The organism is Mycobacterium sp. 3-98 (assembly GCF_035918355.1).
Lineage (GTDB): Bacteria > Actinomycetota > Actinomycetes > Mycobacteriales > Mycobacteriaceae > Mycobacterium > Mycobacterium intracellulare.
The window spans coordinates 101,802-123,726 of record NZ_CP142360.1 but is presented as its reverse complement, the minus strand read 5'-3'; the positions used below and the strand labels follow the sequence as shown (position 1 = coordinate 123,726).

The 21,925-nt window shown below is 69.0% G+C and carries 26 protein-coding genes and 1 tRNA gene; 11 read left to right on the top strand and 16 right to left on the bottom strand.

Annotated features, from left to right (window positions below; translation table 11 throughout):
- Positions 1-7 precede the first annotated feature (7 nt).
- The gene (locus tag QGN30_RS00660) at positions 8-1,000 is read left to right on the top strand and encodes a stage II sporulation protein M (protein ID WP_009955617.1); all 993 of its coding nucleotides are present in this window, start codon (positions 8-10) and stop codon (positions 998-1,000) included.
- Positions 1,001-1,072: 72 nt separating this feature from the next.
- On the opposite strand, the gene QGN30_RS00655 is transcribed toward QGN30_RS00660, so the two are convergent.
- From QGN30_RS00655 to QGN30_RS00635, 5 genes are read right to left on the bottom strand one after another with little or no spacing between them, the layout of a single operon-like run.
- Positions 1,073-2,395 carry a DUF58 domain-containing protein gene (locus QGN30_RS00655; RefSeq protein WP_248923346.1) on the bottom strand — a complete coding sequence of 441 codons (1,323 nt, stop codon included), beginning with the start codon at positions 2,393-2,395 and terminating at the stop codon, positions 1,073-1,075.
- Positions 2,395-3,390 carry an AAA family ATPase gene (locus tag QGN30_RS00650; protein WP_008263288.1) on the bottom strand — a complete coding sequence of 332 codons (996 nt, stop codon included), beginning with the start codon at positions 3,388-3,390 and terminating at the stop codon, positions 2,395-2,397. Before QGN30_RS00650 ends, QGN30_RS00655 begins: the two co-directional genes overlap by 1 nt.
- Positions 3,387-4,526, bottom strand: a complete 1,140-nt coding sequence (locus QGN30_RS00645; protein ID WP_026071052.1) for a DUF4350 domain-containing protein — start codon at positions 4,524-4,526, stop codon at positions 3,387-3,389. Before QGN30_RS00645 ends, QGN30_RS00650 begins: the two co-directional genes overlap by 4 nt.
- On the bottom strand, positions 4,526-5,179 hold the full coding sequence (locus QGN30_RS00640; RefSeq protein ID WP_014381690.1) for a DUF4129 domain-containing protein: 654 nt from the start codon (positions 5,177-5,179) through the stop codon (positions 4,526-4,528). Before QGN30_RS00640 ends, QGN30_RS00645 begins: the two co-directional genes overlap by 1 nt.
- 24 nt (positions 5,180-5,203) lie before the next feature.
- The gene (locus QGN30_RS00635) at positions 5,204-6,394 is read right to left on the bottom strand and encodes a hypothetical protein (RefSeq protein WP_014381691.1); all 1,191 of its coding nucleotides are present in this window, start codon (positions 6,392-6,394) and stop codon (positions 5,204-5,206) included.
- 153 nt (positions 6,395-6,547) lie between these two features.
- On the opposite strand from QGN30_RS00635, the gene QGN30_RS00630 reads away from it, so the two are divergent.
- The 6 genes from QGN30_RS00630 (at position 6,548) to QGN30_RS00605 (ending at position 10,077) form a co-directional block, all read left to right on the top strand.
- On the top strand, positions 6,548-7,012 hold the full coding sequence (locus QGN30_RS00630; protein WP_008263292.1) for a GatB/YqeY domain-containing protein: 465 nt from the start codon (positions 6,548-6,550) through the stop codon (positions 7,010-7,012).
- A gap of 56 nt (positions 7,013-7,068) precedes the next feature.
- Positions 7,069-8,055 carry an LLM class F420-dependent oxidoreductase gene (locus tag QGN30_RS00625; RefSeq protein ID WP_008263293.1) on the top strand — a complete coding sequence of 329 codons (987 nt, stop codon included), beginning with the start codon at positions 7,069-7,071 and terminating at the stop codon, positions 8,053-8,055.
- A gap of 14 nt (positions 8,056-8,069) precedes the next feature.
- On the top strand, positions 8,070-8,444 hold the full coding sequence (locus tag QGN30_RS00620; RefSeq protein ID WP_014941171.1) for a hypothetical protein: 375 nt from the start codon (positions 8,070-8,072) through the stop codon (positions 8,442-8,444).
- Between the two features lie 38 nt (positions 8,445-8,482).
- Positions 8,483-9,037: a type 1 glutamine amidotransferase domain-containing protein gene (locus QGN30_RS00615; RefSeq protein ID WP_008263296.1), complete on the top strand. Its 555-nt coding sequence runs from the start codon at positions 8,483-8,485 to the stop codon at positions 9,035-9,037.
- Between the two features lie 105 nt (positions 9,038-9,142).
- Positions 9,143-9,832, top strand: coding sequence for a HemK2/MTQ2 family protein methyltransferase (locus tag QGN30_RS00610; protein WP_008263297.1), 690 nt, complete (start codon positions 9,143-9,145; stop codon positions 9,830-9,832).
- Positions 9,829-10,077, top strand: coding sequence for a CDGSH iron-sulfur domain-containing protein (locus QGN30_RS00605; protein WP_080588083.1), 249 nt, complete (start codon positions 9,829-9,831; stop codon positions 10,075-10,077). The genes QGN30_RS00610 and QGN30_RS00605 overlap by 4 nt, the downstream gene beginning before the upstream one ends.
- Here the strand turns inward: QGN30_RS00605 and QGN30_RS00600 are convergent.
- The 6 genes from QGN30_RS00600 to QGN30_RS00575 all read right to left on the bottom strand — a co-directional run bounded on the left by QGN30_RS00600 (position 10,025) and on the right by QGN30_RS00575 (position 15,651).
- Positions 10,025-11,026, bottom strand: a complete 1,002-nt coding sequence (locus QGN30_RS00600; RefSeq protein WP_248923347.1) for an iron-containing redox enzyme family protein — start codon at positions 11,024-11,026, stop codon at positions 10,025-10,027. The two genes, QGN30_RS00605 and QGN30_RS00600, sit on opposite strands and share 53 nt — an antisense overlap.
- A gap of 78 nt (positions 11,027-11,104) precedes the next feature.
- Positions 11,105-13,321 (bottom strand): SpoIIE family protein phosphatase, encoded by a 2,217-nt coding sequence (locus tag QGN30_RS00595; protein ID WP_014378933.1) that lies wholly within the window; start codon positions 13,319-13,321, stop codon positions 11,105-11,107.
- The gene (locus tag QGN30_RS00590) at positions 13,318-13,890 is read right to left on the bottom strand and encodes a SpoIIE family protein phosphatase (protein WP_014381694.1); all 573 of its coding nucleotides are present in this window, start codon (positions 13,888-13,890) and stop codon (positions 13,318-13,320) included. Before QGN30_RS00590 ends, QGN30_RS00595 begins: the two co-directional genes overlap by 4 nt.
- Positions 13,891-13,936: 46 nt before the next feature.
- A complete protein-coding gene (locus tag QGN30_RS00585; RefSeq protein WP_014378935.1) occupies positions 13,937-14,347 on the bottom strand; it encodes an anti-sigma regulatory factor in 411 nt (136 codons plus the stop codon).
- Positions 14,337-14,726, bottom strand: a complete 390-nt coding sequence (locus QGN30_RS00580; protein ID WP_008263312.1) for an STAS domain-containing protein — start codon at positions 14,724-14,726, stop codon at positions 14,337-14,339. The genes QGN30_RS00585 and QGN30_RS00580 overlap by 11 nt, the downstream gene beginning before the upstream one ends.
- Before the next feature lie 22 nt (positions 14,727-14,748).
- A complete protein-coding gene (locus QGN30_RS00575) occupies positions 14,749-15,651 on the bottom strand; it encodes an STAS domain-containing protein (RefSeq protein ID WP_009954780.1) in 903 nt (300 codons plus the stop codon).
- 179 nt (positions 15,652-15,830) lie between these two features.
- Between QGN30_RS00575 and QGN30_RS00570 the strand changes: the two genes are divergently transcribed.
- Together QGN30_RS00570 and QGN30_RS00565 are read left to right on the top strand one after the other, a co-directional pair.
- Positions 15,831-16,199, top strand: a complete 369-nt coding sequence (locus QGN30_RS00570; RefSeq protein WP_008263316.1) for an STAS domain-containing protein — start codon at positions 15,831-15,833, stop codon at positions 16,197-16,199.
- 20 nt (positions 16,200-16,219) lie between these two features.
- Entirely contained in the window at positions 16,220-16,720 is a 501-nt protein-coding gene (locus QGN30_RS00565; protein ID WP_009954783.1) for a DUF6328 family protein, read from the top strand.
- Here QGN30_RS00565 and QGN30_RS00560 read toward each other — a convergent pair whose 3' ends face one another.
- The gene (locus QGN30_RS00560; RefSeq protein WP_009954784.1) at positions 16,721-17,413 is read right to left on the bottom strand and encodes an HAD family hydrolase; all 693 of its coding nucleotides are present in this window, start codon (positions 17,411-17,413) and stop codon (positions 16,721-16,723) included. It abuts the gene before it with no gap.
- Positions 17,414-17,736: 323 nt separating this feature from the next.
- Here QGN30_RS00560 and QGN30_RS00555 point away from each other — a divergent pair, with 323 nt between their 5' ends.
- Positions 17,737-18,039, top strand: a complete 303-nt coding sequence (locus QGN30_RS00555; protein WP_014378938.1) for a DUF4193 domain-containing protein — start codon at positions 17,737-17,739, stop codon at positions 18,037-18,039.
- 120 nt (positions 18,040-18,159) lie between these two features.
- Positions 18,160-18,744, top strand: coding sequence for a restriction endonuclease (locus tag QGN30_RS00550; protein WP_095562413.1), 585 nt, complete (start codon positions 18,160-18,162; stop codon positions 18,742-18,744).
- 46 nt (positions 18,745-18,790) lie between these two features.
- Here the strand turns inward: QGN30_RS00550 and QGN30_RS00545 are convergent, their stop codons facing one another.
- The 4 genes from QGN30_RS00545 to QGN30_RS00530 all read right to left on the bottom strand — a co-directional run bounded on the left by QGN30_RS00545 (position 18,791) and on the right by QGN30_RS00530 (position 21,882).
- Positions 18,791-19,480: a GAF and ANTAR domain-containing protein gene (locus QGN30_RS00545; protein WP_095562414.1), complete on the bottom strand. Its 690-nt coding sequence runs from the start codon at positions 19,478-19,480 to the stop codon at positions 18,791-18,793.
- A 201-nt stretch (positions 19,481-19,681) separates the two neighbouring features.
- Positions 19,682-19,758: transfer RNA gene (locus QGN30_RS00540), tRNA-Pro, on the bottom strand.
- 61 nt (positions 19,759-19,819) lie between these two features.
- Entirely contained in the window at positions 19,820-20,926 is a 1,107-nt protein-coding gene (locus QGN30_RS00535; RefSeq protein WP_179293385.1) for a PLP-dependent cysteine synthase family protein, read from the bottom strand.
- Positions 20,923-21,882, bottom strand: a complete 960-nt coding sequence (locus tag QGN30_RS00530; RefSeq protein ID WP_095562415.1) for a metallophosphoesterase — start codon at positions 21,880-21,882, stop codon at positions 20,923-20,925. Before QGN30_RS00530 ends, QGN30_RS00535 begins: the two co-directional genes overlap by 4 nt.
- Between the last annotated feature and the right edge of the window lie 43 nt (positions 21,883-21,925).

The following is a 21,925-nucleotide window of genomic DNA, read 5'->3' as shown; positions in this document are numbered from 1 at the left end:
GCCCAGGGTGGACGTCGACGCATTCGTGCTGGCCCATCGTGGCACGTGGGACCGCCTCGATCGACTGATCGGGCGCCGCCGGTCGCTCAGCGGCGCCGAGATCGACGAACTCGTCGAGCTCTATCAGCGGGTGTCCACCCATTTGTCGATGCTGCGCTCGGCGTCGTCGGATTCGATGCTGGTCGGCCGGCTCTCGAGCCTGGTCGCGCGGGCCCGTTCCGCGGTGACCGGGGCCCACGCGCCGCTGAGCAGTACGTTCACCCGGTTCTGGACGGTGTCCTTCCCGGTCGTCGCGTACCGCACGTGGCGGTGGTGGCTGGCCACGGCGGCGGCGTTTTTCGCGGTGGTCGTGGTCATTGCGCTGTGGGTCGCCGGCAGTCCCGAGGTGCAGTCAGCGCTCGGAACCCCTAGTGACATCGAGCAATTGGTCAATCACGACGTCGAGTCGTATTACAGCGAGCATCCCGCCGCCGCCTTCGCGCTGCAGATCTGGGTGAACAATTCCTGGGTTTCCGCGCAATGCATCGCGCTGTCCGTCGTGCTGGGGCTGCCCATTCCCTTTGTGCTGTTCGAGAATGCCGCCAATGTGGGCGTGATCGCCGGCCTGATGTTCCCCGCCGGCAAGGGCGGCCTGCTGCTGGGATTGCTTGCCCCCCATGGGCTGTTGGAGCTCACCGCGGTCTTCCTCTCGGGGGCGGCGGGAATGCGGCTGGGATGGTCGGTGATCTCGCCCGGCGACCGGCCCCGGGGACAGGTGCTCGCCGAACAGGGCCGTGCCATCGTCTCGGTGGCCGTGGGCCTGGTGGCCGTGCTCGCCGTCTCCGGGTTGATCGAGGCGCTGGTGACGCCGTCGCCGTTACCGACGGTCGTACGGGTCGGCATCGGCGTCATCGCCGAGGCGGCGTTCTTGTCCTACATCGTCTACTTCGGTCGCCGCGGGGTCAGAGCCGGGGAAAGCGGCGACATCGAAGACGCGCCGGATGTGGTCCCCACCGGCTGAGCTTCGCGAGACTGCAACTGCGGACGGCCCTACTCGGGAAATGCGTCGGTGGTTACAGTTTCGCGGTGCCGATCACAGGCGCCCGGTCGCTTTCATCGCCAGGTAGTGGTCGGCGAGCGCGGGCGCCAGTTCGGCGGGCGGGGCGTCGACGACCTCCACGCCGGTGCGGCGCAGTCGTGTGGCCATGGCGCCGCGGTCGTTGCGGGATCGCTCGGCCGCGGCGGCGTCGTACACCGCCGCGGCATCCGATCGGCCGGCGGCCATCTGGTCGACCCGCGGGTCGGAAACCGCGGCCAGCAGCAGGTGATGCTTGGCCGACAGCTGCGGCAGCACGGGCAGCAGGCCCTCGTCGAGGGCGGTCGGATTGAGGTCGGTCAGCAGCACCACCAGCGAGCGCCGGCGGGCCCGCAGCGCGATGGCCGAAGCCATTGCCCGCCAATCGGATTCGACGAGCGTGGGCTGCAGGGGGGCCATCGCGTCGACGAGCTGGGCGAGCAGCTCGGTGCGCGACGCGCCGAAGACGCCGGCCCGGCTCACCCGGTCGTGGGCGAGGAAGTCGACGTTGTCGCCCGCCCGCGACGCGAGCGCGGCCAGCAGCAGCGCGGCATCCATCGACCAGTCCAGCCGCGGCCAGCCCGCGGGATCGGAGGCGGTGGGGTCGACGCCCACCCGGCCCGCCGCGGTGCGGCCCGTGTCGAGCACGATCACCACGCGCCGGTCGCGTTCGGGGCGCCAGGTGCGCACCACCACGTCGGCGCGCCGCGCGGTCGCGCGCCAATCGATCGAGCGCACGTCGTCACCGACGACATACTCTCGCAGCGAATCGAATTCGGTGCCCTGCCCGCGCACCAGGGTGGGCAGCAGGCCGTCGATCTCGCGCAGCCTGGCCAGGCGCGACGGCAGGTGCTTGCGCGACAGGAACGGCGGCAGCACCCGGAGCTGGCCGGGCACCGACTGCGAACCCTGCCGGCCCGCCAGGCCCAGGGGCCCGATCGATCGCGCGGTGATCACCGTCGCGCGCTGATCGCCGCGGCGCTTTGGCTCCAGCCGGGTCGCGACGTGCTGATCGCCCCCGGCCGGGATGTCCACCGCATGGGTGCGCGGCCGCGCGCGGGCGCTGGGCGGCCAGGCGTCGCGGACCTGGCCGCGGAACCGCCGCCGGCCGTCGTTGTGGATGGACAGCTCACAATCCACCTGCTGACCGAGCCGGGCGGAGCGATCCGGGGAGCGCACGTAGCGCAGGGCGGTGGTGCGGGCCGCCAACCCGACGTCGACGGCGACGGCAACGGCCAGCGCCACCAGCAGGGCCACGAAAGCCGTTGCGGGCCAAGGCGAGACAGCGATGGGCAGGACGCAGATCAGCGCGACCAGTCCCGTGCGTCCGGTCAGGATCACTAGCGGGGCACCGGAACCGACGCCAGAATCCCGTCGAGCACGCCATCGGACGTGGCCCCCTCGAGTTCGGCTTCGGGCCGCAGCATCACCCGGTGCCGCAGCGTCGGGCGGGCCATGGCCTTCACGTCGTCGGGGGTGACGTAGTTGCGGCCCGACAGCCAGGACCAGGAGCGCGCGGTGGCCAACAGGGCGGTCGCCCCGCGGGGGGACACGCCCAGCTGCAGCGCGGGGGAGGATCGGGTGGCCCCGACGATGTCGACGATGTAGCCGAGCACCTCGTCGGCGACCAGCACGTGTCGCACGGCGTCGCGGCCGGCGGCCAGGTCGGCCGGCCCCGCCACCGGCTTGATCGCCGACAGATCGCGGGGATCGAAACCGTGCGCGTGCCGGTGCAGGATGGCGATCTCGGCGTCCCGCGGGGGCAGCGTCACATTCAGTTTGAGGAGAAAGCGATCCAGCTGGGCCTCGGGCAGCTGGTAGGTGCCCTCGTATTCGACCGGGTTCTGGGTCGCGGCGACGATGAACGGGTCCGGCAGCGGCTGGGGTTCGCCCTCGACGCTGACCTGGCGCTCCTCCATCGCCTCGAGCAGCGCGGCCTGGGTCTTGGGTGGGGTGCGGTTGATCTCGTCGGCGAGCAGCAGGTTGGTGAACACCGGACCGGGCCGGAACACGAACGCGGCGGTGCGCGCGTCGTACACCAGGGAACCCGTCACGTCGCCGGGCATCAGGTCCGGCGTGAACTGCACCCGCTTGAACTCCAGCTGCAGCGCCGCGGACAGCGCCCGGACCAGCAGCGTCTTCGCCACTCCCGGAACGCCTTCCAGCAGCACATGCCCGCGGCACAGCAGCGCGATCACCAGGCCGCTGACCACGCCCTCCTGCCCGACGACGGCCTTGGCGAGCTCGGCGCGCAACGCCAGCAGCGCCTCGCGAGCGGATTCGGCGGTGGGGGACGAGGCGGTATCGGCTTGTGGACCGGAAGGGGACTGTGTCACGGGCGTGCGACCTGCCTTTCGATGTCGTCGAGCGCACGGGCAAGTTGTAACAGGTCGTGGTCGGTCGTCGGGGGCGGACCGAACAGATGGTAGGAAACGAACCCCGGATCCGAACCGGTGCGCTCGGCCGCGGTGGACACCACGGTCGCCGGGTCGGCGCCGGCGCCCAGGCCGAGCCGCGGCAGCAGCCGCTGCAGTGTCGCCGTGCGCAGCGCCGCGGCCGCGCGATCGCGTGCCCGCCGGGACCGATACAGCCGGCCGCGACCCTCGACGGTCTCCGACGCGCGCACCACGACGGGCAACTCCTCGGCCACCAGCGGGCCGGGGCGGCGGCCCTTCCACGCGGCGACCAGCAGCACCACCAGCGCCAGCTGCCACACGATCCAGCTCACGTTGGGTGGAATCAGGTCGAGAAGTGATGCCTTGGTGGAGGTTTCACCCTCGACGTGATGGGGCGCGTACCACACGAGCCGGGGGCGGTCGCCGGCCAGGTTCATCGCGAGCGCCGCGTTGCCAGCATGCAACAGGCCGCCGTTGGTCATGAAGTCGGTGCTGCCGACGGCGGTGACGACCCGTCCGCCGTCCCGGAAGCGGATCAGCGCGCCGTCGTAGCAGCGGGTCATCGTCCGGCCGTCCTTGGCCTTGAAGGTGTTGGTCGGGCCGAACCGCACCGAGCCGGACCGAACGGCTTCGCGCAGCGTGCAATTCGGGTCGCTGTCGAAGCCGCTGGCGCCGGACACCTCCACGCCCGGCAGCAGCGCCTCGCGGGCCCGCGTCGTCGGTTCCACCAGCAGCAGGTCCGAACGGATCCTCGCCAGCCGGTCGGTCACCGCGTCTGTCAGGTACTGGCTCTGTGCCACCAGGATCAGCGCGTCCGGGCGCGCCGCCCGTTCGACGTCGGCGATGGTGTCGGCCACGACGACGTCCACACCGGCGTCGCGGAGCAACTCCACCAGCGCGTGGGCGCCGTCCGGGCCGGTCGACGCGGGGTCCATCCGCGCGCCGGGGCGCGGCGCGGTCAGGTAGGCATCGACGCCGGCGATGACGGCCAGCACCAGCAGGATGACGACCACCCAGCGCCACGAGCGCCGGCGCCGGGGCGCGGTCTGGGTGCGGGCATCGCTGATCGCGGCCATCACCGCACCTGCGCCCACGACTCGGGGACGGCGGGTCGCCCGGCCTCGGCCGGGGCGCCCTGCCAGCGGGACCGCAGGTGATCGTCGAGGTCGGCGATCATCTGGTAGGCGGCCGGGGTTCCGGGCTGCTCGCCATAGGTGACGTCGTTGAAAGCCGTTGCCGCTTCGGACAGTTCGCCGGCCAGATGGGGCAGCGCGGTGCCGGCGTCGCGAGCCAGCTCGTTGGCCGTGCGGCCGGGGGCCGCCGCCAGCACACCGGTCTCCTCGAGCTGGCGGGCGACGGCGCGCAGCCGGTGGCGTATGGCCGCCGCCCAATCACCTTCGGCCGCATAGCTTTCGGCCGTCGCGCGATGCTGGGCGGCCGTCAATTGCGCGGCTTCGAACAGCAGCTGGTCACCGCCGCGGCGGGCGCGCATGGTGCGCCGCGCGACGTGGAAGGCAACAAACACCGCGATCGCCAGCAGGATCAAAAGCACTGTCGCCGTGAACCATCCGCCCGGCACCGTGGCGGTCTTCTGCAGCATGCGGTAGATCAGGTCGTTGAGCCAGTCGAGGAACTGGTCGGCCGCCGACCCCTTGGAATAGCTCGGCTTGTTGAGTTCGTCCTGCGCGGCGCGGTGCGCGGCATCGCGGTCGATGTCGATGGAAGGCATGCTCAGCTAGTCCTCGCTCGGCCGTTACAGCGGCCGCGTGAGCCAGAGGTGGTCGGTGGACGCGGCCGCGTAGGGCCCCTGGGCGGCTCCGGTCTGCAAGACGAGGTCGAACGCCTCGGCGCGCATCCGGCGGTCGGTGTAGAGCAGGACGATGACTCCGGCGTTGAACGGTGCGGTGATGATCTCGCCGATCGCCGCCCCGACGGAGAGGATCGCGGTGCTGATCAAAAAGGCGGTGCCGGACGAGGTGATCTGGAAGAACTGACCGACGATACTGAACGGCACCGCGACGGCGTTGGCGACGATCGAGGCCACCAGGAAGGTGAGCGTGCGGATGCCCAGCACTCGCCAGAAGCCGTTGCGGATCAGCTTGAACGATCGGGTGATCGCGTCGAGCACGGGCAGCCGTTCCAGCACGATCAGCACCGGGGCGAACAGCACCACGGTGTACAGGTACACCAGCGCCGCGAGGACGACCAGCACCAGCGGGATGCCGAGCACCACGGCCGCCGCGGCGCTGCCGATCGCCGCCAGCACCCCGATGATCACCGCGACCAGCCCGGCCAGGGCCGCCACCACGACGGCCTCGACCAGGGCCAGGCCGAGCAAGGCCGGCAGCCGCCCGCGGATCCTGGTCCAGGTTTCACCGATGGTGATCGGCGACCCGAACACCGCCCGCCCGACGATGACGGTGAGCATTCCGGACAGCAGCATGCCGCCCAGCCAGCCGACGAGGAGGCCGGCCCCCACCGACGCCGTCCAGGCGCCCAGGACCCCCGCGGTCAGGGTGTCGGGCTCGCCGGTGGTGGTGAACCGGTCGTGGGCGGCCAGCGGGCCGAAGAAGGCGACCTTGGTGATGATCTGCATGACCACGACGACGATGGCGGTCAGACCCAGCGTCGCTTTCGGATTGGCGCGCACGTAGCCGACGGCGCCGTTGAAGATGTCGCCGAGGGTCAGCGGGCGCAGCGGGATGATGCCGGGCTTGACCGTTCCGTAGCCCGGCGGCGCGCCGAAGGCGGGTGGGGTGCCGTAGCCCGGCGGCGGCCCGTAGCCGGGTGGGACGCCGTGGCCGGGTGGGGGCGGATAGCCCGGCGGGGGACCATAGGTCGGGTAGACCGGGGGCGGGCCGTATTGAGGCGGCGGGCCGTATTGAGGCGGCGGGCCGTATGCGGGCGGCGGGCCAACCGGATGACCAGGCGGCGGCGCGGTCACCGAACGCCGAGGCCTTGCAAACTAGCTCCGCGGCCGGGCGCGTCGTTCGTCATGGGCTCCATCCTGTCGGCGGTCGTGGCATTTCACAATGTTGACCGGCATTGACCGGCATTGACCGCGTTGTCCCCCGCGCCCGCGCGTAGCGTCTCACACATGGCGGAACTCAAATCCCGGCTCCGGGCGGACCTGACCGCGGCGATGAAGGCCCAGGACAAGCTGCGAACGGCCACGCTGCGGATGCTGCTGGCCGCGATCCAAACCGAGGAAGTGTCCGGCAAGCAGGCCAAAGACCTCACCGACGAGGAGGTCATCAAGGTGCTGGCCAAGGAATCGCGCAAACGCGGCGAATCCGCCGAGATCTACACCCAGAACGGGCGCGGAGACCTGGCCGCCAACGAGCACGCCGAGGCCAGGATCATCGACGAATACCTGCCCACCCCGCTCACCGAGGCCGAGGTGGCCGACGTTGCCGACACGGCGATCGCGCAGGTGGCCGAGGAAATCGGCGAGCGCCCCGGCATGAAACAGATGGGCCTGGTGATGAAGGCCGCCACCGCGATCGCGGCCGGCAAGGCCGACGGCGCCCGATTGTCGGCCGCCGTCAAAGAGCGCCTGTAGCCCGACCGGTTCGGTGGACTCGTTTGCCCTCGGGGCAGCCGGGTACCCAACTGCGCATGACCAATTTTGGCTACACTTTGATGACCGAGCAGAGTGGACCCAAAGAGCTTGTCCAGTACGCCATTTCGGCCGAACAGCGCGGTTTCGACTTCCACGTCTGCAGTGACCACTTTTCACCGTGGCTCAGCTCGCAGGGGCACGCGCCCAACGCCTGGGCGGTCCTGGGTGCGGTGGCACAGGCCACCGAACGGGTAGACCTCTACACCTACGTGACGTGCCCGACGATGCGGTATCACCCGGCCATCGTCGCCCAGCAGGCCGCCACCGTGCAGATCCTGTCCGACGGCCGGTTCACGCTGGGCCTGGGCAGCGGCGAAAACCTCAACGAGCACGTCGTGGGCAGGGGCTGGCCGGCCGTCACCCGCCGCCAGGACATGCTGCGTGAGGCCATCAAGATCATCCGGGAACTGTTCGGCGGGCAGCTGGTGGACTTCACCGGCGACTATTTCCAGGTCGACTCCGCGCGGCTGTGGGACGTCCCCGACGTCCCGGTCGGCATCGGGGTGGCCATCGGGGGCACCAAGGCGATCGACAAGTTCGCCAAGCTGGCCGACCACCTGATCGCGACGGAGCCCAAGGCCGAACTCGTCCACGGCTGGCACGGCGCCCGGCAGGCCGCGAACCTCGCCGGTGGCGGCCGGGTGATCGGCCAGATACCGGTGTGCTGGGACCCCGACCGCGACACGGCCGTCAAGCGCGCGCACGACCAGTTCCGCTGGTTTGCCGGCGGCTGGAAGGTGAACGCCGACCTGCCGACCCCGGCCGGTTTCGCCGGCGCGACCCAATTCGTCCGCCCCGAAGACGTCGCCGGCACCATTCCCTGCGGGCCCGACCTCGACGCGATCGTCGAGAGCGTCCGGCCCTACTGGGAAGCCGGATTCACCGACATCGCGCTCATCCAGGTCGGCGGGGACACCCAGGAGAGGTTCCTCAAAGAGGCCGCCGAGCCGTTGCTCGCCGCGCTGCGCGAGGCAGCGAACTGATCGGCGGACGGGCGATGACGAGCGACCAATCGGACGACACCACAGCCACATTGGTCTCCGCGCTCGGCGGTGCCAGCTTCGCCCTGGGCATCAGCGAACTGGTGGCGCCGAGTCGGGTCGCCGCGATCGCGGGCGTCGACGACACCGCCCGGTCGCGCCGGGTGATCCGCGCGCTCGGCGTGCGCGAATGCGGCCACGGCGCGGCGCTGTTGGGGGGCCCCGACAAGCTGGTGTGGACCCGTGTGGCCGGGGATGTCCTGGATATGGCCCTGTTGATCGCGGGTGTGGCCGCCCGCGGTCCCGGGCGGCGGCGCCAGGCCATCGTCTGTGCCGCCGCCCTGTCCGGGATCGCCGGCCTGGACCTCTACACGGCGATGCGAACTCTTTGATCCGACGCGAATCGTCGATCGCAGGAAGGAAAACGGCGATGTCAAACGAATTGCAAGGAAAGAGAATAGCTTTTCTCGCGGCCGACGGCGTGGAAAAGGTTGAGCTCGAACAGCCGCGCGCGGCGCTGCAAGAGGCCGGGGCCAAGGTCGAGGTGCTCTCGCTCAAGGACGGCGAAATCCAGGCCCGCAACCACGATCTCGAGCCCGCCGGGACCTTCGCCGTCGATCGGAAAGTGTCCGAGGCGTCGGTGGGCGAATTCGACGGCCTGGTGCTGCCGGGCGGCACGGTGAACCCGGACAAGCTGCGCATGGACGACGACGCCGTCTCGTTCGTCCGCGATTTCGTCAGCTCGGGCAAACCGGTGGCCGCCATCTGTCACGGACCCTGGACCCTGGTGGAAGCCGGTGTGGCGGTGGGCCGGACGCTGACGTCCTACCCGAGCATTCGCACGGATCTTCGCAACGCGGGCGCCCAGGTGGAAGACGACGAGGTCGTCATCGACGGCAATTTGATCTCCAGCCGGTCACCGTCGGACCTCCCCGCGTTCTGCGCGGCGATCCTCAAACAGTTTGCCCAGGCGACGGCCGGTTAGCCGCGGCGATGCCGGGCCGGTCGGTTTGAATGCCCCGGTTTGCGGGCATCATCCCGCCAAGCCGTGATCAGCGGCTATCCGTATAGGGTTCTCGAAAGGCCAACCGTGACGACCACATATCCCGAGCCCGCCGTCTTGCCCACCCAGAACGTGTATCGGCCGCAGGAGGACTCCAGACTGCTGGTCGATGTGATGCACGAGACCGGTCTGATCCCGGGACGGCGCGTTCTGGACCTGTGCACCGGCAGCGGTTTCGTCGCGATAGCGGCGGCGGAGATGGGTTGCGCCGACACGACCGCCTTCGACATCTGCCCGCAGGCCGTTCGCTGCGCCCGGGAGAACGCCGCGGCTGCCGGAATCGACATCGACGTTCGCGAGGGGTCGTGGATAACCGCGGTGGAGTGCGCGCCGTTCGACGTGGTGGTGTCGAATCCGCCCTACGTGCCGACCCCGCCCGGTGCCGAGCTGGAAGAGATCTGCCCGGAAGCCGGACCGTCGTGGGCCTGGAATGCCGGCCGAGACGGACGCCTGATCCTCGACCCGCTGTGCGAGTCGGCTCCGAAGTTGTTGCGCGACGGTGGATCCCTGCTGATGGTGCACTCGGCACTCGCCGGTGTCCAGCAGTCGCTGGATTCCCTCAAGTGGGCCGGTATGGACGCGGCAGTGGTTGCCTCGAAATGGATTCCGTTCGGCCCGGTGATGACGTCCCGGGCGCAGTGGTTGGAAGACGTCGGCCTGATACCGCGCGGACGCCGGGAAGAGGAACTGATCGTGATTCGGGCCGAAAAGCGATGAGTCCCACCAGGGTTCAGGTGGTGCCCAACGGCCCGGTGCTGGTTTCGGGTCCGGTGCGCATCGAGATGCCCGGCGGCGACGTCGTCGAGTCCGACCGGTTCATGGTGGCGATCTGCACCTGCCGTCGCAGCGGCAGGTACCCTTTGTGTGACACCAGCCACCGCAGATGCAAGCGCCTGAGCAAGACGACCGCTACGTCAGCGGCCGCCGCAACGACGTCCGATCCTGCTTCCACGACGCCATAATCGTTTCCGCCAAGCGGTTTTCGACCGCGGCGTGCGCGCGGATCCCGAAGATGACGTCCTGCTCGAGCTGCGGCTCCCGGGCGACGAGATCGCCGACCACATCCGCGCGCACGACGTGTTCGTGTACCGCGTCGGCCTCGACGTGCTCGCTGTAGAAATTGATGCAGGCCGCGGGCGCCTGCAAGCGCTCCAACGCCCGCACCATGCGCTGGGATCCGGGCGGCGAGGTGATCTCGGTCGACGCGAAGTGCCCGATCGCGGCGCCGCGCAACGAGCGGTGCAACCCGAACAGCGACATCAGATTGACCACCGCCAGCGATTCGGGGGGAACCGCGTCGACGTAACCCCAATACGTCGCGTCCAGCCCGGCCGCGGTCAGCAGATCGGCGAACAGTTGCTGGTGCAGTCGGGGGCCCTGCCCGGCACCGTACTCGTCGAACTCCACCGCCACGAAGGCCGCTTTGGCGGTGCCCATCAGGCGCGGGATGGCCCAGGCGTGCGGATCGCCCTCTTTGAGGTGATACAGCGAGCGGTGCACGAAGTATTCGCACATCTGCTGCCACGTCCCGGTGTCACGCAGGTAGTACGACGGGCCGGTGCCGTCGACGGGTTCGATCGAAATCGCTTCCATCTCAGCCGCGGCCGTCTGCTCGGGTTCGATCGGCCCGACGTCGCGGCGCACACCGGCCAAGAACACGCGCTCCAGCTCGGCGCGCAGCGCCAGCAGCGCCGGGTTCCACTCCCACGCGGGGTCGACACCGGCGAAACCGCGGTAGTGCAGCTCGTAGCAGACGGACAGCGCCAGCTGCAGATCCAGACCGTACGGGTCGGAATCGCGCACGGATGCGCCGATGCGCGCGAAATGGTCAACCGACGGCGGGCCCGCCAGCGCGCGACGAACGGCTGTCGACAGGGGCCCGTGTGCCTCGGGCAGGACGGGTTCAGTCATGGTCGATGAGCGGGTCACGCCGGTGACTACCCGTAACCGGGGCCCGGCAAACGGCGCCGCAACACTTTTCGACGCCCACTAGCCGGATTCAGCCGGCAGTCTGAAGGTGATGTCGAGGGTGGTGCCGGTGGCCGCGGTGTCGAGCTGCGTCGCATCGCTGAGCGCCCTGATCAGGGGCAAGCCGCGCCCACCGTTGACCGGGTTGGCGGCCGGCGCCTTCCACGAACCGTAATCGGTGATCCGGGTGCGCACTTCGCCGTCGCCGAGGCTGGCCTCGACCACCATCGTCCCCGCGACGAATCCGCGGTAGGCGTGTTCGACGCAATTGGTGCAGGCCTCGTTGACCACCAGCACGATGTCGGCGGCCAGGTCCCCCGTGATGTGGGCGGCGCGCAGCCAGTCCGCGAGGCGGTGCCGGATGCGAACCAATTGGTCTGCGGTGGCGTCACTTTCGATGCGTAGCGGCGTCTGGTGGTGGCGGTAGATCACCATCGCGACGTCGTCGTCATAGCCGCCCGCCGGCGCCAGTTCACGAAGCATCTCGTCGGCGACGGTGTCCAGCGGTAATGTCATCGTCTGCGCCAGAACGTCTGCCGCGCGGGCGATTCCGTCGTCGATCGACTCGTGTTTGCGTTCCACCAGCCCGTCGGTGAACAACATCAGGGTCGAGCCGGGCGGCAGCACCCGGGTGGCCTGCGGGCGCGGTTCATCGCGGCGGACCGCGAGCGGCACCGAAGCGGCGTCGGTCAACAGGGTCGTCGTGCCCGGCTCGGGGCCGGTGAGCACGGCTGGCATGTGCCCGGCGTTGCTGTATTGCAACAGCCCGGTTTCGGTGTCCAGGATCGCGAGAAAAACGGTGGTGCAGTAGGCGTTCGGGATGAGCGACGCCGCCGAGTCCAGCTGATCGAGCAGCACCGCCGGCTCCGCGCCGTTGATCAACAACGCTCGCGCGGAACTGCGCAGCTGGCCCATGATGGCGGCGGCCGGCAGGCCGCGTCCCACGCAGTCGCCGACGACGATGCCGATGCGGTGCTCGCCGATCGGCAGCACGTCGTACCAGTCACCGCCGATCTCCAAGGGCAGCACCGCGGGTTCGTAGCGCACCGTGAAACCCGGCGGGGGCTGGATGGGCGGGAGCATGGCACGCTGCAGCGTCAGCGACGTCTCGCGGGCGCTCTCGAACTGACGAACGTGCTGCATCGCCAGACTGAGGTGGCTGATCAGCACGGTGACCAGCAGGCGGTCTTCGCCACTGACCCAGCGGGGTGTGCGCAGCTCCAGCCACAACGCCAGGTCCCCGGTGCCGGACAGCACCGCGACCAACCCCTGGGCCTTACCGGGATGATCAGGTGACTCAACGGTTTTCGCGGTCAGCGGTAGTTGCTGGCGCGCGTCGGAGAAGGTGTGACGCAACCACGGATCCAGCTTGCGCCACGACGTCGCCGCGGGCTCGCCCGCGGTGTGGACGGTCGGGTCGCCCTCGCCGCTGGGCCACATGACCGCGACCACCCGCTGCACGTCGATCGCCGCGCGGCACTCGTCGAACGTGATCGACAGCAACTCATCCACGCTCCTGGCCACCGCCACCGCCGTGGCCAGGCGCAACACCGCGCTCTCCCGCGCCGCGAATGCGCGTTCCGCGGTGATATCACGAACGGTCCCGACGTAGGCGTCGCGATCGCTGCCGGATTCCTTGACCGCGTTGATGCTCACCTTCACCCAGGCGAGATGCCCGTCGCCGTGGCGGATCGGCGTTTCGTAGTCGGCCCTGCCGTGGTTCAGCACCAGGCCGATCTGCTCGGCCGCCGTCTTGGTGTCGACCAGCCACGGGTGCGGCCACCGATAGGGCAAACCCTCGCTGGGAAAGCCGATGATGTCGATGAAGGCGCTGTTCATCTCGATCACGGAGCCCTCGTGGTCGGCGACGAAGAACCCCTCCTGCAGCGAATTCACCAGCGCGTTGCGGAATTTGTCGCGATCTGCCAGCCAATCCGCGCGATCCCGCTGTTCCGCGTAGCGCCTGTTGCCGTCGATGAATCCGCGCATGGCCACGTCGAGGGGAGCCAGCAGTTGCAGCAGGAACTCCAGCGCGATCGGCCCGTCGATGCGCACGTCCTTCGCGATCTCGAAAACCAGGCGGACGTGGTTCTCGACGATTTCGAGCAGGCTGATCTGATTCTGCAGGGCCGTGCGACCGAGCTCATTTCCGATCGACAAGTTGGCGTCATCGGGTGAGTCCAGATAGTTGCGCAACGCGGCGGCGTAGCGATCGTGGAAGTCTTCGTTGCCGCTCATGTCGAGGTCCCCCTGTGCCGCGCCGTCAGCACCATCGCGTCATCGGTTTCCTTGGCGCCCTTACCGAGAATCTCTTCCGCGATGGCGACAGCGTGCGCCGAGAAGTCGACGTGACCCAGGTAATCTTCCCCGATCCCGTCGGTGCTCATCACGAGAAGATCACCGGGGCGGATCGAAATAGCCTGTGCCGGACGGATTTCCGGTATCCGGTAGCCGACGATGCCCCCGGTGAGACGGGCACTGGACCGGACATGGATACCGCTGGGCGCCTTGGCCACCAGATCGGCGGTGACGTTGCCGACCCCCGTCCACGTCAGCGTGTTCGCGGCGAAATCCACCCGCGCCAACGTCATTGCGACCCCTCTGGTTCCGGTGAGCAGCCGGTGGCAAAGCTGGATCAGGACTTCGAGCCGCTCGGAACTGTTGTTCTTGACCGCATCGATCGCGCGCAGCGCAGCCTCCGCGGCGGCCGGCCCGTGACCGAGGCCATCCACCAGACCGAACAGCGCGGCCTCGCCGCCGATGGCGACCGAGATGCCCCGGTCGCCGGAGGTGTACTCGCTGGGCAAGGGCCGGCCCGCCCTGGCCCACTCGATGGGTCCGAACCGGCCGCTTTCATGCACGGGGCGGGACCCATTTCCACATCTCGATGACGGTCCCCTGACCGACCGTGGACTCGACGACCAACCGGTCCATCAGGCGGCGCGCGCCCGGCAAACCCATCCCCAGCCCGCGGCCGGTCGAATATCCGTCTTCCATCGCGCGTTCGATGTCGGCGATCCCGGGCCCCTGATCCTCCGCGCGCACCACCAGGGCCTTGCGCCCCTCCCGGTCGGCCACCCCGACCCGGACGGAGCCGCGGCCGGCGTAGCTGGTGATGTTGCGGGCGATTTCGGAGATCGCCGTGGCGATCATGGTGACGTCCGTCAGTGAGAATCCCAGATCAAGGGCGAGCTGGTGCCCCGCCTTGCGGGCGTCGACGATGTCGTCGGGATGGTCGATGGCGACGACGATATCAGCCGCCACCATCGCGCCCGATCGTCGGTTTCCGCTGCGCCAGTTGACGATTCAGAAGGGACAGGCCCTCTTCCAGGTCCAGCGCGGTGTTCATGTCGTCGAACGCCAGGCCAAGCTGGACCATCGCGAACGCCACCTCGGGCTGCAGGCCGACGATCACCGTGTCCGCGCCACGCAGCCGGGTCATGTGCGCGATCGTGCGCAGCGAGCGGGCCGCGAAGGAATCCATGACGTCGATGGCGGTGACGTCGACGATGATGCCCTGCGCGCGGAACCGGCTGACGCGCTCCATGAGGTCGTAGCGCAGCCGTTCGGCGTCGGAGTCTGAGAGCGCGGCCTGCACCGAGGCGATGAGGATCGAACCCTGTTTCAGGATCGGTACTGGCATGCGGCGCTCGCGTTCCTAACCGTCACCCGGTCTGCTCGCCGGTGCGAGTCACCTCGTAACCCAGCAGCCGCTCGGCTTCCTCGATGCCGCCCTGCAGGTCGCCGACCGCGTTCATCTTCGACAGGTCCAGGCCGATCGTCACCAGCGTCAGCGCGATCTCCGAGGACAGACCGGTGATGATCACGCTGGCACCCATCAGCCCCGACGCGTCGACGGTCTGCACCAGGTGGTTGGCCACGGTCGAGTCGATGGTCGGCACACCGGTGATGTCGATGACCACCACTTTCGCGCGGTTGGCGCGGATGGCGCGCAACAGCTGCTCGGTGACCTGGCGGGCGCGCTGGCTGTCCAGCACACCGATGATCGGCAGGATCAGCAACTGCTCACGCACCTGCAGCACCGGCGTTGAGAGCTCCCGGATCGCCTCCTGCTGCTGGCGGATGATGCGCTCACGTTCCTGGACGAAGCTGACCGCCACGGTGTTGGCGATCCGGTTGGCCGCCGGCTCGTAGGCGTCCAGCACCCGGTTGAGCATCTCGAATTCGGTCTGGTACTTCTCGAACAGCGAGCGGGCCAGCACGTCGCGGAGCAGCAGGACGATGCCGACGACCTCGTCGGTTTCCACGCCCCGTGGAATGATGCGTTCGGACAGGTCGCGGGCGTAGGCCTGCAGCGCCTCGACGCTACCGGTCTCGAGCACCTCGACATAGTTGTCGTAGACGGCCGTGGCCTCGGAGAAGAGCTCTTCGGGCGTCATCGCGGTGAGCAGCTCGGCCTCGGTGATGCGGCGGGCCCATTCCTCCCGCAAAACGGTCCGATTCTGCCGCAGGTGCTGAACGAGCTGAGGCAACAGCCCCTCGCTGGAAATGCCGACGACTTGCGCTGCGGTGCCGGTACTGGTGAAATCCGACGTCGAATCTGACATATGGCCTCCCCAGGCCTCCCGAGTACACGTCACGCACTGCGGTCTGCAGTTCCTTTTTGCGAGACTAGCCTGGGTTGTCGCGGGCCACGTGTAGAGGGCATATTCTTCTCGCAGTTCATAACGCAGGCTAGGGTTGAACCACGCTCGAGGCATTCAAGGCCCAGGACAAAGGATTGCCATTGTCAGCTCCTGATTCGATTACCACGTTGGTTGAGGACCACGACGGCGTTTCCGTGGTCAGTGTCAGCGGCGAAATCGATTTGGTCACGGCTCCTGCCCTGGAACAGGCCATCGGCGCGGTCGTCGCGGAGAGTCCCACCGCACTGGTCATCGATCTCTCGGCGGTGGAGTTCCTGGGCTCGGTGGGGCTGAAGATCCTGGCCGCGACGTACGAGAAGCTGGGCAAGGACACCGGGTTCGGCGTGGTCGCGCGCGGCCCGGCGACCAGGCGGCCGATTCATCTGACCGGTCTGGACAAGACCTTCCCGCTGTATCCGACGCTCGACGACGCGCTGACCGCGGTGCGGGACGGCAAACTCAACGGCTAGCAACCGGGGCGCCGGCAGCCATGGGTGTCGATCATCCAGAAGACGACCAGCAATGGGACCGCAGCCAGCGCGGTGAAACCGAAATCGAACGGCTGGACCGCAATTGGAACAGCCTGCTGCAGGAGTTGCGCGTGGTGCAGACCGGAGTGCAGCTGCTCACCGGGTTCTTGTTGACGCTGCCGTTCCAGCAGCGCTTCGACGTGCTCAGCGGACCGATGCGGATCGTGTACCTGGTGACGGTGGGGTGTTCGGTGGGCGCAACCGTGCTGCTGATCGCCCCGGTCGCCATTCACCGGCTGCTGTTCCGGCGGCACCGCCTCCAGGCGCTGGTGTCCGCCGCGCACCGGTGTGCCTACGCCGGGCTGGCGTTGCTGGGCACGGCGCTGACCGGGGTCACGGCAATCGTCTTTGTCGCGGTGGCCGGGGCGACGGTGGGGTTCATCGCCGGAGCCTGCGCCCTGGCGCTGTTTGCCATCTTCTGGTGGGCGTTACCCCTGACGCTGCGCACGCACGGAATGTAGTCAGCGGCCGGGCGACAACTCCGCGATCCGGGTGGTTTCCAGATGGTCGAGCAGGTCCTGCGGATCGGCGAAGATCGGGGCGGCCCCGGCCTCCTGCAACTCCGCGCGGGAGATGCCGCCGCTGAGCAGCCCGATGCAGGGCACTCCCGCGGCCGCCGCGGCGTGCGCGTCCCAGACGGCGTCCCCGACGAAGACGGCGTGCCGGGCATCCACCCGGGCCCGGTCGAGCGCCACGTGCACGATGCCCGGTTCGGGTTTGGCGGTGTCGACGTCACGGGACGAGGTCGTCTCGGAGATGACGTCATCGCAATCGAGCACCTTGCGCAAGATCGCCAATTCGTCCTCGGGCGCCGAGCTGGCGAGCACGACCTGCAGTCCCAGGTCCGCGACGCGGCGCAGCAGGGCGCGGGCCCCGGGCAGCGGTTCTGACAGGGCGGTGATCTCGCGGTAGTACTGGCTGTGCTTGTCGCTGAGCCGCTCCTGCACGTCGTCGGGCGCGTCGTCGGACAGCGTCCGCACCAGCGTTGAGCCGTCCATGCCGATGCGGCGGTGGATCTGCCACGACGCCACCACGATGCCTTCGGCGTCGAACGCGCGCCGCCACGCGTGGACGTGCAGGTAGTTGGAATCCACCAGGGTGCCGTCGACGTCGAACAGGACGGCGGGGGCGCCCGCATCGGGTCGCAACGTCATGTGGTGGGCATACCCACGCCGGGCCGGGCTGACACCGGCCGGCGGCTGAGCGGCGTGGCGGCGGCGGCCCTCGTCGCCGCTCCGTTGCGAATAACGCTGGCATTCAACGGATCTCGCGAGCGACCGCGTTAGGTTGCCCCGGCGGCGTCCGGTCGGCGACGCCGGGACGCCGGGGGGACCCGCTGGCGCGTAAGCGGATGCGTGCGGCGGCCGAAATTTCTTGCCCCAGATCGGTGTAGGGCGCGCGTGAACGGGGTACTGCCTGCGCCACGGGTGAGTACAGCAAAGTGCGTCAGCCCGTCTGAGAGCAGGGAGGAACTCCGATGGCGACCACCACTGACTACGACGCACGCCGTGTATCCGACAACGACACCCAGGACAAGTCCTCGCTGCGCGAGCTGGCACCGACCCTGCACGGGGCCGGCACCACCGTGGTCGACGAGGACCCCAACGATGTCCACTTCTTCGAGCTGCCCGGCGCCGACCTGTCCGGGGAGGAGCTGACGGTGACCGTGATTCCCCAGCGGGCCGACGAGTTCACCTGCTCGAGTTGCTTTTTGGTGCAGCACCGCAGCCGGTTGCGTCGCTCCAGCTCCGGCCTGCCGGTCTGCGCCGACTGCGCGTAACGCGCCGATAGCGCCCCGGCCGCGGCGTGGCGCCGTCTCGCGCCTGCGCCGAAATGTCACAGGCTTGAACTAGGTTCATCGGACAAGTCTGCGTCGGCGCGAACGGCACGTTGAGGAGTCATGGAGAAGGTTCTCGGGTCGCTCCTCCTGCTGGGGTTAGCTCTCCCTTGGTATTTCACGCAGCAGGCCACCGGCAGCCCGCCGGCGGGGTTTTTGGCCGGCCTCGGCGGGCTCGCGCTCGCGGTCGCCGTGCTGTGGTGGCTTTCGGTGCAGCGGGACCGCCGTCAGGCCGACGCCCACCGCCGCCGCGACCTCAAACACGCGAAATCCCGGCTGCGGGCCATCGACCGCATGTCCGGTACCGAATTCGAGGAATTCGTCGCCGCCCAGCTGCGCGTCGCGGGTTACACCGTCACGCCGACCGCGAGCACCGGCGACTACGGGGTGGACCTCATCGCCAAAAGGGGCGGCGTCCGCATGGCGGTGCAGTGCAAAAGGCTGGCCAAGGCCGTCGGCGTTGCCGCGGTGCAACAGGTCGTTTCCGGGTCGCGCCACCACGGCTGCAATCGGGCGGTCGTGGTGACCAACCAGACGTTCACGAAGGCGGCCCGCCAATTGGCCGGCACCCATCAATGCCGGCTGGTCGGGCGCACCCAGCTGCAGAACTGGACGCGGGTGGCGCCCCTTCCCGTGCGGGGGAACTAACGGCCGCGAGATGCCCTGGGCCGCAGCGCGTTCGGACGGGCGCGCCTCAGCGCCGGGTGGTGTCCTCGATGACCCGGCGCGCGATCTCGCGCAGCGGGGTGTTCGTGCTCTGCGACAGTTTGATCAGCGTGTTGAACGCCGTGTGGTCATCGAGGTCGTAGCGCTCCATCAGAATGCCTTTGGCCTGCCCGATGGTGTCGCGGGTGCTCAGGGCCTCCCTGAACTGTTGGGTGCGGACGACGTTGCTCCACGCCAGGGCGCCCAGCGCGGCGAAGACGGCGGCCACCCGGCGGGAATCGTCGGAAAAGGCGTGCGGGCGTTCGGCATAGAAGTTCAGCGCCCCCATGCTGAGCTCGTCGGCGTACATCGGCAGTGACAGGATGCTGCGCACCGGCGTGTACGCGAGGGCGTCCGCCTGATACTTCGGCCAGCGCGAGTCACACCCGAGGTCGTCGATGACGACGACTTTGCGGGTCCACGCGGCGTGCACGCACGGCCCCTCGAGGTGGCGTTGCTGGAACTCGTCGAGCAACCTGGCGCAGTCGTCGGTGACCGAGGGGGTGCTGACCTCGTTCTGCCGGCTGGTGACCGTGATCCCCGCCTCCTGCGCCCCGGGCACCCAGCGCGCCGCCGCCCTGGTCAGCTCGTCCAGCACCTGAGGGAAGTCGGCCGCGTCCGCCGAATAGATGGCCCGCAGAACGTCGGTGAGCAGGGTGAGATCGTCGAAATTGGTCACTGAATGTCGCCTTCGTGCGTCGAGACCGGTTCCAGGCAAAACCCGCGCCGTTTTCTCCCAGCCTGCGGTCTCGCGAGGCGATCATTTGTCAGTTATGACGGCGACGAATGTCAATGCTGTCTGCTCAGCATTACGGTGAGATCCACTATATCGGCCGGGTTTTGGGTGATTGCGACCGACACCGGACGAGCAAAACCTAAGTGGTCGGGGTGGCGGGATTCGAACCCACGGCCTCTTCGTCCCGAACGAAGCGCGCTACCAAGCTGCGCCACACCCCGCCTGAAGCTCCGACAGCCTATCGCACCGGGCTAGCGGCTCGCCAAACCGCGGTGCGCCACGTCACTCCCACGAGCAAGAACGCTCGAACTCGACCAGCGCCCGGGCCGGGCCCGTCGGGTCCAGTCCCTGCGCCGCGACCCACTCGTCGCTGAAGTAGGTGTCGCGGTAGCGGTCGCCGCTGTCGGCGAGCAGCGTCACCACCGAACCGCTGCGGCCTTCGGCGACCATCTCGGCAAGCAGCCCGAACGCGCCCCATACGTTGGTGCCGGTGGACGGCCCCACCCGGCGCCCCAACACGGCGCTGACGTGGCGCGCGGTGGCGATTGAGGCCGCGTCCGGGACGGCCACCATGCGGTCGACCACGCCGGGGAGAAACGACGGTTCCACCCGCGGCCGGCCGATGCCCTCGATGCGCGACGAGGTGGGCATCAGAACGTCGTCGCGGTCCTCGGCGTAGGCGGGAAAGAAGGCGGAGTTCTCCGGGTCGACGACGCACAACCGGGTGGGGTGGCGGCGATAACGGATGTAGCGCCCGATCGTGGCGCTGGTCCCGCCGGTGCCGGCGCCGACCACGATCCATTCCGGGACGGGGAAGCGCTCCTCGCGCATCTGCTCGAAGATCGACTCGGCGATGTTGTTGTTGCCCCGCCAGTCGGTGGCGCGTTCGGCGTTGGTGAACTGGTCCAGGTAGTGCCCGCCGGTTTCGCGGGCGACGCGCTCGGCTTCGGCATACACCTCGCTGGAACTCTGCACGAAATGGCAACGGCCGCCGTGGGCTTCGATCAGCGCGACCTTCGATGCGCTCGTCGCCGCCGGCATCACCGCGACGAACGGGAGCCCCAGCAGGGCCGCGAAATAGGCCTCCGACACCGCCGTCGAACCCGACGACGCCTCGACCACCGTGGTGCCCTCGTCGATCCAGCCGTTGCACAGGGCGTAGAGGAACAACGAGCGGGCCAGCCGGTGCTTGAGGCTGCCGGTGATGTGGGTGGTCTCGTCCTTGAGGTACAGCGCTACGTCGACGTCGGTGCTCCACGCCGACGGCAGCGGATAGCGCAGCAGGTGGGTGTCGGCGCTGCGGCGGGCGTCGGCGTGGATCAGCCGGATCGCGTTGTCGGTCCAGCACCGTGAGCGGCTGCGGACCGCGATCCGGGTCCGGTCGGTCAACGCACCGAAGCTGTTGGCTGCGAACGGCTCAGGTCGCTGGCCGCGTCGCGGTCGCCCATCGGGGTGGAGATCAGCGTCAGCATGGTCGCTTCGGGCCGGCAGCAGAACCGCACCGGCGCGAACGGCGAGGTGCCCATCCCCGCGGAGACGTGCAACTGCATGTGCGCGCCCCACCGCGACGGCCCCTTCGCGCGCGAGCGGTCCAGGCCGCAGTTGGTCACCAGGGCGCCGAAGAACGGCAGGCAGACCTGTCCGCCGTGGGTGTGCCCGGCCATCACCAGTTGATAGCCGTCGGCGGCGAAGCGGTCCAGCACCCTGGGCTCCGGGGAGTGGGTCAGTCCCAGCCGCAGGTTCGCCGCGGGGCTGGCCGGGCCCGCGATGGTGTCGTAGCGGTCCCGGTCGAGGTGCGGGTCGTCCACGCCCGCGGCGGCGACGTGCAGACCCGCCACCTCGAACTCGCGCCGGGTGTGGGTGAGGTCGAGCCAGCCGCGCTCGGTGAACGCCGCCCGCAGGTCCTGCCAGGGCAGCGGCTCGCCGCGGACCCGGTGCGACGGGTTGGTCACGTAGTTCAGCGGGTTCTTCAGGCGCGGCCCGAAGTAGTCGTTGCTGCCGAACACGAAGACACCCGGCCGCGACAGCAGGTCGCCCAGGGCCTGGACGACCGCCGGGACGGCCTTCGGGTGGGCCAGGTTGTCGCCGGTGTTGACCACCAGGTCCGGCTCCCAGCCGGCCAGCTCCCGCAGCCACGCCTGCTTGCGCCGCTGGCCGGGCGTCATGTGGAGATCGCTGATGTGGAGCACGCGCAACGGTGTGGAACCCGGGCTCAACACGGGCATGGTGATCTCGCGCAGGACGAAGGCGTTGCGCTCGATGATCGCGGCATAGCCGAGGCCGGCGACGCTCGAACCGAGCGCCGCGGCACCGGCACGTATCAGGACGGGCATAACGTTCGCCATGATGGCAGCCTACTGCCGGTCGCGGACGGGCAGCGTATCTCGT

Bases quoted from the DNA above. Each gene is read 5' to 3' on its own strand.
- QGN30_RS00645 (WP_026071052.1), bottom strand. From the start codon at position 4,526: ATGGCCGCGATCAGCGATGCCCGCACCCAGACCGCGCCCCGGCGCCGG.
- QGN30_RS00555 (WP_014378938.1), top strand. From the start codon at position 17,737: ATGGCGACCACCACTGACTACGACGCACGCCGTGTATCCGACAACGAC.
- QGN30_RS00605 (WP_080588083.1), top strand. From the start codon at position 9,829: ATGAGTCCCACCAGGGTTCAGGTGGTGCCCAACGGCCCGGTGCTGGTT.
- QGN30_RS00560 (WP_009954784.1), bottom strand. From the start codon at position 17,413: ATGACGTTGCGACCCGATGCGGGCGCCCCCGCCGTCCTGTTCGACGTC.
- QGN30_RS00575 (WP_009954780.1), bottom strand. From the start codon at position 15,651: ATGTCAGATTCGACGTCGGATTTCACCAGTACCGGCACCGCAGCGCAA.
- QGN30_RS00615 (WP_008263296.1), top strand. From the start codon at position 8,483: ATGTCAAACGAATTGCAAGGAAAGAGAATAGCTTTTCTCGCGGCCGAC.
- QGN30_RS00595 (WP_014378933.1), bottom strand. From the start codon at position 13,321: ATGAGCGGCAACGAAGACTTCCACGATCGCTACGCCGCCGCGTTGCGC.
- QGN30_RS00625 (WP_008263293.1), top strand. From the start codon at position 7,069: ATGACCAATTTTGGCTACACTTTGATGACCGAGCAGAGTGGACCCAAA.
- QGN30_RS00640 (WP_014381690.1), bottom strand. From the start codon at position 5,179: ATGCCTTCCATCGACATCGACCGCGATGCCGCGCACCGCGCCGCGCAG.
- QGN30_RS00565 (WP_009954783.1), top strand. From the start codon at position 16,220: ATGGGTGTCGATCATCCAGAAGACGACCAGCAATGGGACCGCAGCCAG.
- QGN30_RS00530 (WP_095562415.1), bottom strand. From the start codon at position 21,882: ATGGCGAACGTTATGCCCGTCCTGATACGTGCCGGTGCCGCGGCGCTC.
- QGN30_RS00580 (WP_008263312.1), bottom strand. From the start codon at position 14,726: ATGCCAGTACCGATCCTGAAACAGGGTTCGATCCTCATCGCCTCGGTG.
- QGN30_RS00630 (WP_008263292.1), top strand. From the start codon at position 6,548: ATGGCGGAACTCAAATCCCGGCTCCGGGCGGACCTGACCGCGGCGATG.
- QGN30_RS00550 (WP_095562413.1), top strand. From the start codon at position 18,160: ATGGAGAAGGTTCTCGGGTCGCTCCTCCTGCTGGGGTTAGCTCTCCCT.
- QGN30_RS00600 (WP_248923347.1), bottom strand. From the start codon at position 11,026: ATGACTGAACCCGTCCTGCCCGAGGCACACGGGCCCCTGTCGACAGCC.
- QGN30_RS00620 (WP_014941171.1), top strand. From the start codon at position 8,070: ATGACGAGCGACCAATCGGACGACACCACAGCCACATTGGTCTCCGCG.